Origin of the sequence: Limnobacter alexandrii (assembly GCF_005871185.1) — a bacterium.
In the GTDB taxonomy this organism is placed as follows: domain Bacteria; phylum Pseudomonadota; class Gammaproteobacteria; order Burkholderiales; family Burkholderiaceae_B; genus Limnobacter; species Limnobacter alexandrii.
Map to the genome: position 1 here is coordinate 1,328,329 of NZ_SWKN01000006.1, position 16,587 is coordinate 1,344,915.

The window sequence follows — 16,587 nt, forward strand, 5'->3', positions numbered from 1 at the left end:
AAATTGACTGATCCTAGATTTCGTAGGCGCCCACTTGTCCGCTTTTCAGCCCAAACTGGCCATTCCTCCCAAAGAAGCTGGACAACCGCTCCGGCCGAAATTCGACCTTAACTGACCTTCAACAGTTGAATGCATGAGCACCGTCAGGCGTCCCGCTAAAGGGTTAGGGTGAGCTTGCTAAACAAAATCCACCATTAACGCCCCCAGATTCTATGTTTGTATACTTTCATCGTGGAGGCTTCATTTCGGCACTCAAACGTGACTGCCCAACCGACTGCAAAGCGCCTATGCAGTTGCTAATAGCGCTAAACTGTCACCACAATTTTGCCGATCTGCTGGTTGGATTCCATATAGCGGTGTGCTTCGACAATCTGCGCTAGCGGAAAGGTTTTGGCCACCAGCGGTTTCAGCTTGCCTTCAGTCAGCCCTTGCACAATGAAGGCTTTGGCGCGTGCCATGCGTTCAGGATGAGTGCTGATTTCAAATAGGGTATACCCGCGTATGGTTAATTGCTTGGCGAGCACGGGGAACAGCGGCAATGGCGTCGGCTCTGTACTTAGCGCGCCATACTGGAAAATAATGCCGCTTTGGGCTGTCGCTTCTGCCAGTTTGCTGATGGTCGGCCCGCCAACCGGATCGAACACCACGCGTGCACCTTTATTATTGGTAATGCGGTTCACTTCGGTCACCAAGTCTTGTTCTTCCGTCGCAATCACATGCTTGGCACCGGCCTTGAGCAAAGCCTCGCGCTTGCTGCTGGTGCGCGTCAAAGCAACAGGAATGGCACCCAGCAGATTGGCAATCTCGATAGCTGCCACACCCACGCTACTGGATGCCGCCGGAATCAGCACAAACTCACCGACTTTGGTATCGGCAAACTCCACCAATGCGCCGTAGGCAGTCATATATTGCATCCAGATGGCGGAAGCTTCCGGCCAAGAAAGTGATGGTGGATGCTTGACCACGGCAAATGCGGGCACATTCGCCAACTCACCATACACGCCATACTGATTCTGCGAAAACGCCGGAACCGTGCTGACCGCATCACCTATCTTGAAATCAGTCACATCCTCGCCCACCGCATTGATTATGCCTGCCGCCTCATAGCCGAGCCTCGCTGGCAGTTGCGGTGTTTCCAGATACTGACCATTGCGAAACATGACTTCGGCACGATTGAGTCCGATGGCATGCACCTTGATCTGCACCTCACCCTTGCCTGGTGAGGCGACTTGTTCATCTGCTATCTGTAATACTTCTGGCCCACCGGTTTGGTGGAATCTGACGACACGTGACATTTTTATCTCCTGATAATGTAAAAAATAGTGTGAAAATACTATTTATAATTTAATGCCAGCCTTTCAACACGATCTTGCCTATGGTGCCACCTGCTTCGAGCTGAGCGTGCGCCTTACGCAGATTGGTAGCATTGATGGGTGATAGGGTTTCATTGAGCGTGGTCTTCAGCACACCCTCATCCACCAGTTTGGCAATGCGGTCGAGGATAAGGTGCTGTTCTGTCATGTCGGCGGTCTGAAACATGGAACGTGTAAACATCAGCTCCCATGCGAAGGTCGCGCTCTTATTCTTGAGCAGATTAAGGTCCACCGGCTGTGCGGTTTCGACAATCGAGCAAATCTTGCCTTGCGGCTTGATGAGCTCGGCCATGACAGAAAAATAGCCATCGGTATCGTTGCAGCAGAAAATATAATCTGGTTGGGGAATGCCGATTTCGCGCATTTGAGTCACTAGGTCATGCTTATGATTGATGACATACTGTGCGCCCAATTCCTGCACCCAGCGTACGGTCTCAGGCCGCGATGCCGTGGCTACCACGGTCAATCCCGCCAGTTTGTTCGCGAGTTGGATGGCAATCGAACCCACGCCGCCCGCACCGCCTATGATAAGCAGGTTTTTATTGCGGTTCTGCGCTATATCAAGCGCAATGCCCAGGCGGTCGAACAGTGATTCCCAAGCTGTCACTGCGGTCAGCGGCAAAGCTGCCGCCTGCTCATAACTCAAGCTCTGCGGCATGTGCCCGACTATGCGCTCATCCATGAGCTGGTATTCGGCATTGCAGCCCGAGCGCGTGATGTCACCCGCATAAAACACTTTGTCGCCAGTCTTGAACAGCGTGCAATCTGGCCCGGCTTCGACGACTTCACCAGCGGCATCCCAGCCCAGCACCTTGGGTGTGGTCTCTATCTTGTCCTTGGGTTTTCGCACTTTGGTATCTACCGGGTTAACTGCAATGGCGTGGATCTTGACCAGCAGATCGCGACCGGTAGTGACGGGGATGGGCAATTCGACATCCATCAGCGATTCAGGATCGCTGATAGGTAAATACTTGGTTAATGCAACGGCTTTCATGGCGGCTCCTATTTTTGTAGCGCAGGCGTCCTCGCCTGCGTTTTTTTGATAAGTTGGCAGGCGGGGCGCATGCGCAACAACTTCATATAAATTCCGGTAAAACAAATTCAGCCAACTCCTGCAACACCTCACCGGCCGGACGTTTGCCGTATTTGACGTTGAAAATCATGTGGTCCACGCCGATACGTTTGCTGGCACGCAGATGTACCAGCAGCGCATTCCTGCCGAGTCGGTGACCCAGATGAATAGGCGTTGGTGCTTCGTTCGGGTTATCGGCAAGATCAATAAAATAAGACTGCGTAAACGGTTTATACTGCCCCGGCAATTCCGCTTCAACAGTATCGCGCCAGCGCTGCACCACCTGCGCCTGCGCTTCTATGCTACGCGGGTAGCTCATCCAGCCGTCGGCATTGCGCGCGATCCAGCCCAGATCCTGCTGACTATGTCCGGTAACTAACAAGGGCACATGCGAAGCTACCGGCTTGGGAATGACATCGGCATGTTGCAGATGGCCAAAGCTGCTACTTATTTGCGGGTAAAACTCTGACCAATATATCTTAAGCAAATCGACCTCTTCGCGAAACATCGCCCCTCGCGACTCAAAATCCACATTAAAGGCTGGGAACTCCACCATCCTATCGCCTGTAGCTATGCCAAGCAGCAAGCGGCCATTGGACAACTGGTCTATGCTGGCGGCGGCTTTGGCGATATGTATCGGGTGGCGCAATGGCAGAATGATGGATGCCGTCAGCAGCGCGATTTCTGTGGTCTGCGCGGCCATATAACCGAGATAAGCCCACGGGTCGAATACCTGGCCGACATCGCCAAAATTCGGGTCGCGCAGCGGCACATCGCGAAAGCCGAGGCTGGAAAAACCGGATTTTTCGGCAAACTGCGCCAGCGCTACCTGGTTGTGCATGGTCGGCTGGTCGCGCTCGAAGGCCTCGATCGGGAACATGATGCCCAGCGTGAGTTTGCCGCGCTGGAATACACGCTGCCAGCCGCGGTTGGCTGTCGGCGATTGATTTGGATTAGGGGTATACATTCTGCTCACTAAGAAAAAACACTGGCACACCACAAAAGGTAGGAAAGTGATGTGCCAGTGTAGGTCCGAAATAGCCCGGGGAGGAGCTATCTACTTAGCCAAAACAGATTTAAGACTGGCCTTTGACTGCCAGTAAATCCACGGTTTCGATTACCGGCATCTCGGTCAGCAAATCTGCGGCATTCGCCATCAGTGCCTCAGCGATTTTCCCTGTCAAATGCGCTTGTCGGCCATGTTCATCCATAAAGGTGTCAAAAATGCCAAAGGTGGCAGGGCCGAATTTGAGTGCGTACCAGGTAGCGGTTTCCGGCTCGTTTTCCACCAGCGGCAGTGCGGATTTCAGAAATGCTTCCAGTGCTGCTTCCTTACCTGGCTTGGCGTGCAGACGTACATACAGGGCTAACTTGTTGCTCATGATTGCTCCTAATAAAAAAATAAAACACGAAGGTGGTGGATACGCGCTATCGCGCTTTATCCACCCTACTAAAAATCTAAATACTCGCTTCCAGCACCTCCCTGCTCTTATCCAGCGTCACATCCTGATGCTCACCGAGTTTGACCATGCCATGACTTTCAAGTTGCGCCAGCAGGGCAGGAATGGCATCCGCACCGATGTTGTAGGCGGATAAGCGCGTAGGCACGCTGAGGCTCTCGAAAAAAGCGCGGGTATTCTGGATAGCCGCTTCGATACGAGCATCCTCTGTACCTTCACTGATATGCCAGACGCGCTCGGCGTATTGCAGCAGCTTGGCGCGCTTGACATCGCGGCGCAGGCTGAGCATAGTCGGTAATATGATAGCCAGCGTCTGTGCGTGATCCAATCCATGAAGCGCGGTAATCTCGTGGCCTATCATGTGCGTCGACCAATCGCTAGGCACACCGGAGCCGATCAAGCCATTCAAGGCCAGGGTGGCGACCCACATGAAGTTGGCCTGAGTGTCGTAATCCTGCGGATTGGCCAGCACCTTGGGACCAACCTCGATAAGGGTCTGTAGCAAGCCTTCGGCAAAGCGATCCTGCACCCGCGCTTCCACCGGGTAGGTCAGGTATTGCTCCATGATGTGGGTGTAGGCATCCACCACGCCGTTAGCCAACTGGCGCGGCGGCAGGGTGTAGCTCTTGCTCGGGTCGAGCACGGAGAACTGTGGAAACACATGCTCACTGGTGAAATAGAGCTTGTCGTGCAAGCCAGATGCGGTTTCGGTGCGTGAAATCACCGAGCCGTCGTTCATCTCCGAGCCTGTCGCAGGCAAGGTCAGCACAGTGCCATAAGGCATGGCCTGTTTCACATTGGCACCTCGCTGGAGCAAAATCTCCCACGGGTCGCCCTCGGCATACACCGCTGCCGCAACAAACTTGGTGCCATCAATCACCGAGCCGCCGCCGACTGCCAGCAGATAGTCCAGCCTATTGGCCTTGATTTTGGCGACGGCTTTCATTAGGGTCTCATAGGTAGGGTTTGGCTCGATGCCGCTGAATTCCTCGACATAACGCCCGCCCAGGGCAGCTTTGACTTCATCCAGCGTGCCATTCTTCTTGGCGCTAGTGCCGCCGTAAACAATCAATACACGAGCCTCAGCAGGCACCAGCTTGTCGATTTCGGCGACCTTGCCCTTGCCGAAAGCGATGCGCGTCGGGTTATAAAAATCAAAATTCAGCATCAAAACTCCTTAAAAATTACAGCTATTAGACCAGTCGGCTAGTGTTCGGATAAATAAAAAGATCGACCTCAAGCAAGTCCCAGTCTCGCTTTCGTGGCATTCATGGCGCATTCCAGGGCTGCACGCGTGCGGCCTACCTTGGTCAAAAGCGTTGCGCCTATCCACATATAGTAGATCTCTGCCGTGACAGTTTTTGCATCGAGGTTGGCAGGGAATTCACCTGTGCGTATACCTTGTTCCACGCAATGTGTGAGGCACGCTATTACCCTGTCGGTGCCATTCTTCAACGTAATACGCATGGATTCGGAAAGATCCGTCACTTCTGCGCTCAATTTAACTACCAGACATTTATCCGTTGTGGCATCACTTGACTGCGTATCCAGCCAGAACTGGAAAAATCCCAGCAGTCGGCTGGAATTAGTGCTGCCGTCATCTTTAAGCATGCGCTCTAACATCTGCAGGTAGTCGTCAAAATAGTCTGCGAGTAAGGCGTCGCCAAACTGCTCCTTTGACTTGAAATAGTGATAGAACGAGCCCTTGGGCACGCCTGCAGTGGAAAGTATCTCGTTGAGGCCGACCGCAGCAAAGCCCTTGCCGAGGATGATGCCCTTGGCTGTATCGAGGATTTGCTGACGCGTATCGCCAGACTTTATGATTGGAAGTTCATTACCCATAAGTGCATTATTGCATTAATTAGACCGGTCGTCTAGTTATGCCATTAAAAAAGCTTTCAATTTACTTTGCGAAAATCTAAAAAGAATTTGCTTGGGAAGAGGATGAATGATAAATCTCTAGTACTTGAAAATTCACAATTCGCTATATTTTTTATTGGTATGGGGTTCATTGGTTTTGTAAATCTTCATAGGTTATTATGAACGTCAGCTTTGGGTCAAATACAGTCCTTTTTCACAAAACTAGTCAAGTCGGCTCTGGCCGAATACCAGACACATAGCATTGCAGTACAGATAGGCAAGATTTACAAGTGAAGACGTCTAGTCAAGCGATGTGCAGGGTTATAAGGGATACTTTTTATGTCAGTATTCCGGTGAGGTAATCTAAAATTTATAAGTAAAGAATCTGCAGTTCACAATCAGAGTTGGGGCCAGAGTTGAAGGTTGTAGCCAGTAACACCTACATACATCGTGGACTCGCCCCCGTATTACAGGGCCATCGGTATTAGTTAATTGACCTCTGCTTTTCCCGGAATCTCCGGGGAGGCAGGTACCCCAAAGCACTGTGAGGGTGCTTTTCATTGTAATGCTCAAACCACATCTTCAATTCACGCATGACAGTTTGCGAGTCAGGCCGATTGGCCAGACGAGCATAGTCACGTTTGAATGTCTTCACAAAGCTCTCGGCCATACCGTTGCTTTGCGGGCTTTCAACCGGCGTTCTCACGGGTTTGAGCCCAAGTTGGGTTGCAAAGGTTCTCGTTTCAATGGCGGTATAACAAGAGCCATTATCCGACAGCCATTCAATGGGAGTTTGCGCCGTACTGCCCGCGCCAAATCGGTATTCCACTGCTTGCATCATCAAATCTCCAACCAGGCCAGCATCAATGCCTTTGGTGGTTGCAACCCAGCTCATGACCTCGCGGTCACAGCAATCCAGGGCAAAGGCCACTCGAACTTTCTCACCGTTGTCACAAGCCAGTTCAAACCCGTCCGAACACCAGCGGGTGTTGCTGGTTTGAACAGCCACTTTGCCGTCGTGCCTACGTGTATCCCTAGGCTTACTGCCATGCCGAAACAACAGCAAATTGTTGTCTCGCATCACGCGGTAAACACGTTTGTGGTTCACCATTTGTGGGCTCCCATCGATACCCTGAAACTTCAGAATCGCCCACACGCGGCGATAACCGTAGGTGGGCAAGTCTTTGGCAACGGTGATGATGTCACTCAACAACTGGTCGTCATCAGGCCTGGGTGGCGCTTTTCGACGGTCAACCCAATCAGCTTTTCTGGTTCTCAGAGCGGTCATGTGACTGCGCGAAACGCCAAGGACGAAACAGACCTCTCTTACTGGTCGTCCCCGGGCAACAAGGGCGAGTGCGCAATCCACTTTCGGCTTTTACCATACTCCACGGCTTCCTTGAGAATTTCGTTATCAAGTGTTTTGCGGCCCAGCGCAGCTTCCAGTTGTTTGATGCGCTTCAAAGCTTCTTTCATTTCAGAAGCTGGCTACCATGATTTCTACAGAACCCCGCGCGGTTTCCATCCGCGAGCGATCAATTCGAACAGCTCGTGGACGCTCACGACTCCGCTGTCGTTTATGAACATGCCGATCCTGACCTACATTGCTGAAATTTCGCCGCGACCGATCCTGTTCATCCACGGTGAGAAAGCACACTCGCGCTATTTCAGCGAAACTGCGTACGCAGCTGCGGCGGAGCCAAAAGAATTGATGATCATTCCTGGAGCCAACCACACGGATCTGTACGACCGGGTTGACATTATTCCTTTTAACAAGCTGACGGCGTTCTTCCGTGTTCACCTGAAGAAGTAGAGACGACGGCAGCATGAATTGGCCACGGTAGGAGGTGCTATCGGAATTGCGGGACGAGCTGTTGCAACTGCAATTAATGTGAGATGTTCGCGCTCTGAGTTGAGATAAATGCTCGCTACATCTCCTTAATGTTGAATGACAGCGTCTGCCCGAATACGTAACTGAAAAAAGGAGATGTAGAAATGAACTACAAGTGTCGAATCTCAAGCCTGCGCGGACTGAGTTTACTGTTAGGAATGCTGGTGGTTAGCGTATGCCGAGCCGGGGCACCTTCCGAGTCCGGTAACGCGATCATTGGAGTCTTTGAGAGTTCTGAGAAATTGCCCATGTGGATGACTATTAACGAACAGCGATTTGCCATCACTCTTGCCGATAACGATACCGCGCGTGCATTCGTCTCGCAGTTTCCGCTTACGCTGGATATGGAAGAGCTGAATGGCAACGAAAAACATGCCAAATTACCCACATGATTGCCCACACATGCGAGCCGTCCTGGAATCATCCGCAATGGCGATCTCATGCTCTATGGGAACGACACGCTAGTTGTTTTCTATTCGACCTTCAATTCGATCTATTCCTACACTCGGATTGGTCGAGTGGATGACACTGCAGGCCTGGCCGAGGCCCTGGGTTCGGGAAATGCAAGACTTACTTTTTCAAGACAGTAAGTTATCGACAATACAGTCCTCGGGTTGCCTGGTAATCGCTGAGCAACGAAAGCAAGTACCGCTAATGACACCTTCGTAGTTCCCAAACTTTCAGCGCAATACCGAGTCGCTTGTGTGTCTGAACTCGGTTGAGTTCAGGACGGCCGAACTTTGCTAACCATGTCAATGAAAGCGCGTAACTTCAATTGTGCTTGAGTGCGAGCAGGAAAGTACAAATACAAACCCGAAGTTTTGGGAATGAATTCACTGAGTACGGGTACCAAGCTGCCTTCAGTCAATTCTCGCTCGACCTCGTACTGCGCCACATAGGCCAAACCCAAACCCTGTCGGGCAAAGTTGATCAGAATATCCCGGTTATTCACCACCACTGGGCTTGGTACATCCACAAAAAACTGCCGCTTGCTGCGAACAAACTCCCACCGGTGAAAGGTGCCACTGGTCACGAAGCGGTACATGATTGCATCGTGTTGCTGTAAATCCTCAGGTTTTGCTGGTTTGCCATTGCGTTTGAAATATTCCGGGCTTCCCACCACATGAAAAGCCAAATCGGGAGTAAGCCGTACACCAACCATGTCTTTGTCTACCGACTCGCCCAAACGAATACCTGCATCGTAACGACCCTCCAGCAAATCGGTAAGGCCTTCATCGATCGTGATGTCCAGTTTCACATCGGGGTACTTCTGGCGAAACTCGGCAACAATGGGTTCGACCAAATAAGTGCAGGCCGATCGTTTCATATTAAGTCGAAGCGTGCCGATTGGTTTGTCGCGAAACTGGCCAAGAGCGGAGATTGCCTCATCAATTTCCTGCGTAGCGGGCTGCAGGCGCGAGAACAAAGCCTGGCCAGCTTCAGTCAAAGCAACTTTGCGAGTGGTCCGCTGAAACAACACCACGCCATGGCGTTCTTCCAACACCCGGATCGCCTTGCTCACCGCCGTGGGGGTAATGCCCAATTGTGCAGCGGCCAAGGTAAAACTGCTGTGCTCGGCTACAGTTAAAAACACCGGAATGCCGTCCAGCAGATCTTTATCGAGCACCATGAACAATCTCCATTCTGAACCTAATGTTAATAACCAATACACCATATCCGCCTTTATCTTGATAATCAAGGGGGCTAGACTGTACCGATATGTGCACTGCAACATTTTTAGGATATCGGAGGTGGTGAATGGTTGATTTTGTATTGAATGGCAAAGCCGTCAGTGTGGACGTGGATGGCGACACCCCACTGCTTTGGGTGCTTCGCGATGACCTGGACATGACGGGCACAAAATTTGGCTGCGGCATGGGCCTTTGCGGCGCTTGCACAGCACATGTAGATGGTGAGCCTGTGCGCAGTTGTTCGACGCCAGTGTCCACCGTGGCTGGTAAACAAGTTAGCACCATCGAAGCCATGCAGAATCACAAAGTGGGATCGGCTGTTCAGGCAGCCTGGCAGAAGCTCGATGTCGTGCAGTGTGGTTATTGCCAGTCGGGGCAAATCATGTCGGCCACAGCTTTGCTGACCAGCAACCCAAAGCCTTCCGACGATGACATCGATGCAGCCATGGCAGGCAATGTGTGCCGCTGTGCCACCTATGTGCGCATTCGTGCGGCCATTCACGAAGCCGCCAAAACATTGGCTTAAGGAGAAACATTCATGAGCATCGTTACCAACGTTTCTCGTCGCGATTTTTTGAAAGCCGGCGCCGGCCTGACACTCGCAGTCAGCATTCCCTCCGTGTTTGCCAGCAACAAACTGAAAGTAGGCGGCCCGGGCCAGGCTGGCAGTGCTGTTGAAGCAGGCAACTTCGCTCCTAATGCCTTTGTGACAATTGGTAGCGACAACACAGTTACTGTTATTTCCAAACACCTTGAAATGGGTCAAGGCGTGTATACGGGCCTTGCCACCTTGGTTGCAGAGGAACTGGATGCCGATTGGTCCACAGTCAAAGTGGAGGGCGCAGGCGCTAGCACCAAACACTACAACAATCTGTTCTGGGGTGCGCAAGGCACTGGCGGCAGTACCGCAATTGCCAACTCATTTGAACAAATGCGTACCGCAGGCGCCACCGCCCGGGCCATGTTGGTGAACGCTGCCGCTGCACAATGGAAAGTACCCGTTCGCGAAATTTCAGTGAGCAACAGTGTTGTGTCGCATGCGAAAAGCAATCGCAAGGCCACCTTTGGCGAGTTGGCTGAAGCTGCCAGCCAGCAATCTGTGCCTGGTGAAGTAACGTTGAAAGACCCGAAAGATTTCAAACTGATTGGCAAAACAGCACCCCGCAAAGACAGTACTGCAAAAACCAACGGCACTGCAATTTTTACGCAAGACATGAAACTGCCCGGCATGCTGGTGGCTGTTGTTGCCCACCCGCCCAAGTTTGGCGGCACCGTGAAGAAGGTTGATGACAAAGCTGCGCGCGCTATCCAAGGTGTATCGGACGTGGTCACCGTTCCCAGTGGCGTGGCCGTTTTGGCCAGCAATTTCTGGACCGCGAAAAAAGGTCGTGATGCACTGAACATTGAATGGGATTTGTCCAAAGCTTACAACGGTAGCAGCGAACAAATTACAGCTGACTACACCCAACTACTGGGCAAGCCCGGCACGGTTGCGCGGGAAGATGGTGACACCAAAGGGCAATTTGCGCGCAGCAATCAGATTGTCGAATCCGACTTTCACTTCCCTTTTTTAGCGCATGCCTCGATGGAACCATTGAACTGCCTGATTAAACTGGACAAGGACAGCGCGGAGGTCTGGAATGGCGAACAAATGCAAACCGCCGACCAGGCTGCTGTGGCCGCAGTGTTGGGCCTTGACCCCGAAAAAGTGAAACTGAACATGCTGTATGCCGGTGGCAGCTTTGGCCGCCGAGCCAACCCGCAAGCGGATTACCTGGTTGAAACGGCACACATTGTGAAAGCCATTGGCGGAAAAGCGCCGGTGAAATTGGTGTGGAGCCGGGAAGACGACATGAAAGGCGGCTACTACCGCCCGGTCTATGCCCACCGCTTGCGCGCAGCATTGGGAAAAAATGGTTTGCCAGTGGCCTGGGAGAACCGCATTGTTGGCCAGTCAATTGCCAAAGGTTCGCCCTTTGAGGCAGGCATGGTGAAAGACGGCGTGGATGTAACCTCGGTCGAAGGGTCATCCAACGTGCCTTACCAAATTCCAAACATGCTCGTGGATTTACATACCACCAATGAACAGGTTCGCGTACCCATTCAGTGGTGGCGTGCCGTGGGTTCCACCCACACTGCCTACGCCACCGAAGTATTCGTGGATGAACTGGCCGTTCAAGCCAAACAAGATCCGGTTAAATATCGTGAGGCCTTGTTGACTAAGCACCCCCGCCATGCAGGTGTACTGAAACTGGTGGCTGAAAAAGCCGGCTGGAACAAGCCACTCGTATCTGCAGCCGACGGTGCCAAACGTGGACGCGGCATTGCTGTACATGAATCGTTCAATAGTTTTGTGGCTCAGGTTGTTGAAGTAACAGTTCAGAAAGATGGCAACTTCAAGGTTGACCGCGTGGTGTGTGCCGTAGATTGCGGTGTGGTAGTAAACCCCGATGTGGTGAAAGCACAAATGGAGGGTGGTATTGGTTTTGCCCTGGCCGCCGCACTGACTGGTGAAATTACCTTGAAAGACGGTGAGGTGCAGCAGTCGAATTACCACGACTACCCAGTGTTGCGCATCAACGAAATGCCCAAAGTAGAGGTACACATGGTTCAGTCTGGCGAGAAGCCAACCGGCGTGGGTGAGCCGGGCGTACCACCTTTGGCACCCGCGCTGGCCAACGCCTTGTTCAACGCGACCGGCAAGCGCATTCGCAAACTGCCGATTGCTGAACAACTGAAAGCATAAAGGAGCCGCAGCATGGAAAGTCTTGATCTTGAAGTGTTGCAGCGCGCGCACCGGTGGCTGGAAAATGGCCATCGTGTGATGCTGGCCACTGTGGTGCGCACTTGGGGTTCTTCCCCCAGACCACCGGGCTCGTTGCTGGCGTTGCGTGAAGATGGCCATGCCGTGGGCAGCGTATCGGGTGGCTGCATTGAAGACGATTTGATTGACCGCCTGTTGAACAAGGATGGCTTTCCGGCACAGCCTCAACTGGTGAGCTATGGTGTTGGTGCAGAGCAGGCCCGGCGCTTCGGCTTGCCCTGTGGCGGCACCATGGAGCTGGTGCTTGAACCCTTGGCTGCAGCCAATGAATTGACGGAATTGTTAAACGCGTTGAAAGCCGGAAAACTGGTGCAGCGCAGCCTGAACATGAAAACAGGCGACAGCAAACTGGAGTCCACCCACCCTGAACAAGGCTTGGTGTTTGATGGCTCCACCTTGATCAGTGTATTCGGCCCACGCTATCGTTTGTTGCTGATTGGTGCTGGTCAGTTGAGCCAGCAACTGGCGCGCATGGCGATTGCACTCGATTTTGCTGTGACGGTATGTGACCCACGTGAAGAATACGCCGATGAATGGAATGAACTCGGCACTACTTTGACACGCGACATGCCCGACGACGTTGTCATGGCGATGAAACCCGACGCACGCATGGCCGTGATTGCCTTGACCCATGACCCCAAGCTGGATGACCTCGCCTTGATGGAGGCCTTGCAAAGCCCCGCATTTTATGTGGCTGCGCTGGGTTCGCGCCGAAACAATGAAACCCGCCGAACCCGCCTTCTTGAATTTGGCGTAAGCGAGGAACAGGCTGCAACCTTGCGTGGCCCGGCCGGTATTTATATTGGAAGCCGCACCCCTGCTGAAATCGCAGTTTCAATTGCCGCCGAACTGGTGGCCATGAAAAACGGCGTTGCTGGCGACAAGGTATTGAATGTGGCACAAGCCAAAGCTGCGCTTGAAGTGGCTGCTGACACCTTGAGCGCCTGCGCAAAATGAAAAAGCCCGGGCCATGATTCAGGGCATTTTATTGGCTGCGGGGCAGGGCCAGCGCTTTGACCCTAGCGGGGAAAAAGACAAGTTGCTGCAACTTCGCGCCGATTCTGGCAAGCCCGTGTTGTGGCATAGCGGCAGCGCCATGTGCAAGGTGCTGCCCGACACGCTGGCAGTCATTCAAGGTCACCAGCCCGGGCGCGTGCACTGCCTGTTCGATGCGGGCTGCGAAGTCTTGATCAGCCCGGAAGCACAACAAGGTATGGGCAGCGCCTTGGCCGCGGCTGTAAAGCATTGCCTTGAGAAAAAGCCTGGTATCACTGGATTTGTGATTTCATTGGGAGATATGCCGTGGCTACCCGTTGAAGCCATTGCACTGGTACATGCTGAACTCTCGAAAGTGAGCGCACAAGAGTTACATGCTGTGGCGCCATACTTTCAAGGCAAGCGTGGGCACCCGGTGGGGCTGACGCGTGCATGGGCGGGTTCACTGCTTGCATTGCAGGGAGATATAGGCGCAAAAAATTTGCTACGCGCTGCGAATATGCTCCCGATTGAGTGGCCAACCGCGGATGTGTTGCAAGATGTGGATGTACCGGAAGATCTGAATTATTCAAGTCGTAGAGATTAAATTTGAATAAAGTACACGCATCGTGGAAAAGCGTCTGAATTCAAAGGCGAGCCGATGCTCGCAGCTGGCTGTTTCGAGATGAGTTTTTAACGGTAACTGCTGATGCTATGTTGATGTTAAACGACATTATTGGCATAGATCCCAAGAGTTAGAACCTTGCTGAGAGCACGCATTTACGCCATTTGAAAACTAACTGTGTAGTTTTCTACACAGTTACGTGTACCAAACTTCTAAGGGGTCGGGGGTTCGAACCCCTCCGGGCAGGCCAAGAATTTAGTACCGGTTTACGGTGGCGGTGTTAGCTCAGTTGGTAGAGCAATGGATTGTGATTCCATGGGTCGTGGGTTCGAGCCCCATACATCGCCCCAAATAAAATCAAGGACTTAGCGTGAGTGATCCGCTAGGTCCTTTTTTTATTCCTTGGCTACATGTGGCACGGCGAGTGTCAGCATCGTGTGTTAGTGTCAGATAGTCGACATTGGCTAATTCTCATCTGTTCTACACTTTCTGAAACACTCAGAAATTGGAGACAGAGATGGGACAATTTGCCACTTATTTTGCGCGATTGTGCGCCCCCCTATTGCTGGCCGGTTGTTTGGGTGGTGATAACGCGCCACCCACCCCAGGGTCTCGAGTTCAGCCCGGGCAATCCAATGCTCGGTTTGATCAATTCAGTATTGCCAATCAGTGTTTCTCAGTGGCCACGGTCGATAATCGCTTTTTGAATGCAAGCGACAGCGCTTACCGTGTTGACGTTGCGCCATCTCCCTTCTATTTCAAGCCCAGTCGTTTGGGTCAATATTTGCTGTTCGATAGCAACGCCAGTTTTTTCGGACTTTCCAATTCCAACCCCTTTAACCAAGCGCAGCTAGTCCAGTTCCTTAGAACTGGTTCAGATTTCCTGTCAGGTCTCGGTGATGTCTCGGAAGTGATCGAGCCTTTGAAACCATTGAGTGATGGCGTACGCCAGGCAGGTGAAGCGCTGGGTGATGCGATTGATCAACAAAGTGCTGAATCATCCAGTGACGTAACACCAACTCCTCAAACAGAACCCAGCTTTCTGACTGTGTGGGAAATCATTCCCGCATCACGCGAGAATTCATTTCGTTTCAAGCAGGTGGTTACTCAGCAATTCTTGACGGTTCAAGATGCCGAATTGGGCTTGGTGAGCAGCGAGGCCGACTCCAGTGTTTTTGTTCTGCAGCCTGCTTCAGGTTGCGCGGTATTTCCAGAAGCGGAATTGAATGCAAGGGGTACGCCTTTCAAAGGAACAACTTCAAGTGGGGAAGTAGTTGGCTGGGTGGATACTCACATTCACATTGGCGGTAGCGAAGCCTTGGGTGGCAAGCTTGCGCATGGTCGCCCCTTTCATCCATTCGGAATCACCAAGGCCTTGAACAGTTGTCAAGCCGACCACGGCCCGCAAGGTACCTTGGGCGTATTGGACAATTTGCTGGCCACAGGCAGCCCGGTGAATCAGCATGCCACCGATGGTTGGCCAACTTTCAGTTATTGGCCCAACCCAAAATCGCAGACTCATCATCAAACCTATTACATGTGGATGAAGCGCGCCTGGATGGGTGGGCAGCGCATTATGGTGAACCACTTTGTGGCCAATGAGGTGATTTGCCAAGTGTGGCCTTTGAAGGAGCATGACTGCGATGAAATGGAAAGCGTGAAATTGCAACGCCAGTTGCTGCTGGATTTGGAGGAATACGTTGACGCACAAGAAGGCGGCCCGGGCAAAGGTTGGTTTCGCATTGTTTATGACAGTGCCACGGCGCGCGGTGTGATTGCGGATGGCAAGCTGGCTGTGGTGATGGGGATTGAAAACGAGAAGCTGTTTAACTGCGGCGAGTTCATGGGAATGCCGGAGTGTACTGAGCAACAGGTACTGGAGCGTTTGGATGAATTTTATGCGTTGGGAATTCGCAGCGTGTTTCCGCTCCATATTTTTGACAATGCATTTGGCGGTACTGAAATTAGTCGGTTTACGAAAGACGCTGCATTGATGCAAGTGTTTAACGCCGGGAATGTGTGGGAAACAGGACACCCGTTTGCCAGCACCACCTGCGAAGAAATTGACGCGGCCGAGCCTTCGACGGTGGACAGCAAAGACTATGGTTTGTTTGAATTGGCTTTGTTGCAATTGATGAATATTCCACCCACGCCGGAGGCTGTGCCCGGGCGGGAATGTCAGCGCAATGCGCGTGGTCTGACCAAGCTGGGTGATTTCTTGATTGATGCACTTGCAAAAAAGGGTGTGATTGTTGAAACGGATCACATGGGGGCTTTGTCGCGTAAACGTGTATTGGCCATGATGAAAGAACGCGGCCTGCCGGTGGTCTCCGGACACTCGGGCACTATCAGTGCTGCGCGTGACAGCCAAGGTATTGTGGATTTGGGAGGATTGATTTCAAACCTGCCTGACAAACCTTCGCCAACCGCGGTGGAGTACATTCAAAAACTGTCCGCTTTGTATCCGCCCGGCAAAGCACCTGCCAGCGGCTTCGGTTCAGACATCAATGGCATTCACCAGCAGGCAGACCCACGCCCGGATGCGAGCGAGACGCCTTTGGTATACCCCTTCAAGTCACCGATGGGCGATGTGGTGTTTGATCGCCAGAAAACCGGAGAGAGGGTTTACGACTTGAACACCGATGGTGTGGCGCATTATGGTTTGTATCCGGACTACATTGCAGACATGATGTTGCAGCCGGGCGGCAAGCCAGCGGTGGCCACGCTGTTCAGGTCGGCCGAGGCCTATTTGCAGTTGTGGGAAAAGGTCGAGAAATTCAAACAGTAAGCCATTCCTGCATGTGGCGAGAATTTCT

Annotated in this window: 15 protein-coding genes, 1 tRNA gene and 1 pseudogene; 8 read left to right on the plus strand and 9 right to left on the minus strand. The window is 52.4% G+C overall.

Translation table 11 applies throughout. The features are described from left to right. Positions 1-305 precede the first annotated feature (305 nt). The 8 genes from FCS97_RS06585 to FCS97_RS16525 all read right to left on the minus strand — a co-directional run bounded on the left by FCS97_RS06585 (position 306) and on the right by FCS97_RS16525 (position 7,229). The gene (locus tag FCS97_RS06585) at positions 306-1,295 is read right to left on the minus strand and encodes a zinc-dependent alcohol dehydrogenase family protein (RefSeq protein ID WP_138517596.1); all 990 of its coding nucleotides are present in this window, start codon (positions 1,293-1,295) and stop codon (positions 306-308) included. A gap of 49 nt (positions 1,296-1,344) precedes the next feature. After that, on the minus strand, positions 1,345-2,367 hold the full coding sequence (locus FCS97_RS06590; protein ID WP_138517597.1) for a zinc-binding alcohol dehydrogenase family protein: 1,023 nt from the start codon (positions 2,365-2,367) through the stop codon (positions 1,345-1,347). 82 nt (positions 2,368-2,449) lie between these two features. Further along, positions 2,450-3,412, minus strand: coding sequence for an LLM class oxidoreductase (locus tag FCS97_RS06595; RefSeq protein WP_138517598.1), 963 nt, complete (start codon positions 3,410-3,412; stop codon positions 2,450-2,452). Between the two features lie 109 nt (positions 3,413-3,521). Beyond that, positions 3,522-3,827, minus strand: coding sequence for a putative quinol monooxygenase (locus FCS97_RS06600; RefSeq protein WP_138517599.1), 306 nt, complete (start codon positions 3,825-3,827; stop codon positions 3,522-3,524). Positions 3,828-3,903: 76 nt separating this feature from the next. Then, positions 3,904-5,073, minus strand: coding sequence for an iron-containing alcohol dehydrogenase (locus FCS97_RS06605; RefSeq protein WP_138517600.1), 1,170 nt, complete (start codon positions 5,071-5,073; stop codon positions 3,904-3,906). 68 nt (positions 5,074-5,141) lie between these two features. After that, on the minus strand, positions 5,142-5,747 hold the full coding sequence (locus FCS97_RS06610; RefSeq protein ID WP_138517601.1) for a TetR/AcrR family transcriptional regulator: 606 nt from the start codon (positions 5,745-5,747) through the stop codon (positions 5,142-5,144). A gap of 502 nt (positions 5,748-6,249) precedes the next feature. Beyond that, positions 6,250-7,053 carry an IS3 family transposase gene (locus FCS97_RS06615; protein ID WP_246065910.1) on the minus strand — a complete coding sequence of 268 codons (804 nt, stop codon included), beginning with the start codon at positions 7,051-7,053 and terminating at the stop codon, positions 6,250-6,252. 38 nt (positions 7,054-7,091) lie between these two features. Further along, a complete protein-coding gene (locus FCS97_RS16525; protein ID WP_171035193.1) occupies positions 7,092-7,229 on the minus strand; it encodes a helix-turn-helix domain-containing protein in 138 nt (45 codons plus the stop codon). Between FCS97_RS16525 and FCS97_RS06620 the strand changes: the two genes are divergently transcribed. Both FCS97_RS06620 and FCS97_RS06625 read left to right on the plus strand, forming a co-directional pair. After that, positions 7,219-7,578: an alpha/beta hydrolase gene (locus FCS97_RS06620; RefSeq protein WP_342776953.1), complete on the plus strand. Its 360-nt coding sequence runs from the start codon at positions 7,219-7,221 to the stop codon at positions 7,576-7,578. The two genes, FCS97_RS16525 and FCS97_RS06620, sit on opposite strands and share 11 nt — an antisense overlap. 332 nt (positions 7,579-7,910) lie before the next feature. Next, positions 7,911-8,246, plus strand: a pseudogene (locus FCS97_RS06625) (cyclophilin-like fold protein). A 134-nt stretch (positions 8,247-8,380) separates the two neighbouring features. Here FCS97_RS06625 and FCS97_RS06630 read toward each other — a convergent pair. Continuing rightward, on the minus strand, positions 8,381-9,286 hold the full coding sequence (locus FCS97_RS06630; protein WP_138517603.1) for a LysR family transcriptional regulator: 906 nt from the start codon (positions 9,284-9,286) through the stop codon (positions 8,381-8,383). Positions 9,287-9,414: 128 nt separating this feature from the next. Between FCS97_RS06630 and FCS97_RS06635 the strand changes: the two genes are divergently transcribed. The 6 genes from FCS97_RS06635 to FCS97_RS06660 all read left to right on the plus strand — a co-directional run bounded on the left by FCS97_RS06635 (position 9,415) and on the right by FCS97_RS06660 (position 16,559). After that, the gene (locus FCS97_RS06635; protein WP_138517604.1) at positions 9,415-9,873 is read left to right on the plus strand and encodes a (2Fe-2S)-binding protein; all 459 of its coding nucleotides are present in this window, start codon (positions 9,415-9,417) and stop codon (positions 9,871-9,873) included. Between the two features lie 12 nt (positions 9,874-9,885). Next, on the plus strand, positions 9,886-12,093 hold the full coding sequence (locus FCS97_RS06640; protein WP_138517605.1) for a xanthine dehydrogenase family protein molybdopterin-binding subunit: 2,208 nt from the start codon (positions 9,886-9,888) through the stop codon (positions 12,091-12,093). 12 nt (positions 12,094-12,105) lie between these two features. Then, positions 12,106-13,128 (plus strand): XdhC family protein, encoded by a 1,023-nt coding sequence (locus FCS97_RS06645; RefSeq protein WP_138517606.1) that lies wholly within the window; start codon positions 12,106-12,108, stop codon positions 13,126-13,128. A 13-nt stretch (positions 13,129-13,141) separates the two neighbouring features. After that, a complete protein-coding gene (locus FCS97_RS06650; RefSeq protein WP_138517607.1) occupies positions 13,142-13,753 on the plus strand; it encodes a nucleotidyltransferase family protein in 612 nt (203 codons plus the stop codon). A gap of 292 nt (positions 13,754-14,045) precedes the next feature. Beyond that, positions 14,046-14,121, plus strand: a tRNA-His gene (locus FCS97_RS06655). Between the two features lie 167 nt (positions 14,122-14,288). Further along, positions 14,289-16,559, plus strand: coding sequence for an amidohydrolase family protein (locus tag FCS97_RS06660; RefSeq protein ID WP_138517608.1), 2,271 nt, complete (start codon positions 14,289-14,291; stop codon positions 16,557-16,559). The last annotated feature ends 28 nt before the right edge of the window (positions 16,560-16,587 follow it).

What these genes read in the sequence shown, in the direction of transcription:
- FCS97_RS06640 (WP_138517605.1), top strand. Translation starts at nt 9,886, where the DNA reads ATGAGCATCGTTACCAACGTTTCTCGTCGCGATTTTTTGAAAGCCGGC.
- FCS97_RS06615 (WP_246065910.1), bottom strand. Translation starts at nt 7,053, where the DNA reads ATGACCGCTCTGAGAACCAGAAAAGCTGATTGGGTTGACCGTCGAAAA.
- FCS97_RS06590 (WP_138517597.1), bottom strand. Translation starts at nt 2,367, where the DNA reads ATGAAAGCCGTTGCATTAACCAAGTATTTACCTATCAGCGATCCTGAA.
- FCS97_RS06645 (WP_138517606.1), top strand. Translation starts at nt 12,106, where the DNA reads ATGGAAAGTCTTGATCTTGAAGTGTTGCAGCGCGCGCACCGGTGGCTG.
- FCS97_RS06650 (WP_138517607.1), top strand. Translation starts at nt 13,142, where the DNA reads ATGATTCAGGGCATTTTATTGGCTGCGGGGCAGGGCCAGCGCTTTGAC.
- FCS97_RS06610 (WP_138517601.1), bottom strand. Translation starts at nt 5,747, where the DNA reads ATGGGTAATGAACTTCCAATCATAAAGTCTGGCGATACGCGTCAGCAA.
- FCS97_RS06660 (WP_138517608.1), top strand. Translation starts at nt 14,289, where the DNA reads ATGGGACAATTTGCCACTTATTTTGCGCGATTGTGCGCCCCCCTATTG.
- FCS97_RS06630 (WP_138517603.1), bottom strand. Translation starts at nt 9,286, where the DNA reads ATGGTGCTCGATAAAGATCTGCTGGACGGCATTCCGGTGTTTTTAACT.
- FCS97_RS06605 (WP_138517600.1), bottom strand. Translation starts at nt 5,073, where the DNA reads ATGCTGAATTTTGATTTTTATAACCCGACGCGCATCGCTTTCGGCAAG.
- FCS97_RS06585 (WP_138517596.1), bottom strand. Translation starts at nt 1,295, where the DNA reads ATGTCACGTGTCGTCAGATTCCACCAAACCGGTGGGCCAGAAGTATTA.
- FCS97_RS06600 (WP_138517599.1), bottom strand. Translation starts at nt 3,827, where the DNA reads ATGAGCAACAAGTTAGCCCTGTATGTACGTCTGCACGCCAAGCCAGGT.
- FCS97_RS06620 (WP_342776953.1), top strand. Translation starts at nt 7,219, where the DNA reads ATGCGCTTCAAAGCTTCTTTCATTTCAGAAGCTGGCTACCATGATTTC.
- FCS97_RS06595 (WP_138517598.1), bottom strand. Translation starts at nt 3,412, where the DNA reads ATGTATACCCCTAATCCAAATCAATCGCCGACAGCCAACCGCGGCTGG.
- FCS97_RS06635 (WP_138517604.1), top strand. Translation starts at nt 9,415, where the DNA reads ATGGTTGATTTTGTATTGAATGGCAAAGCCGTCAGTGTGGACGTGGAT.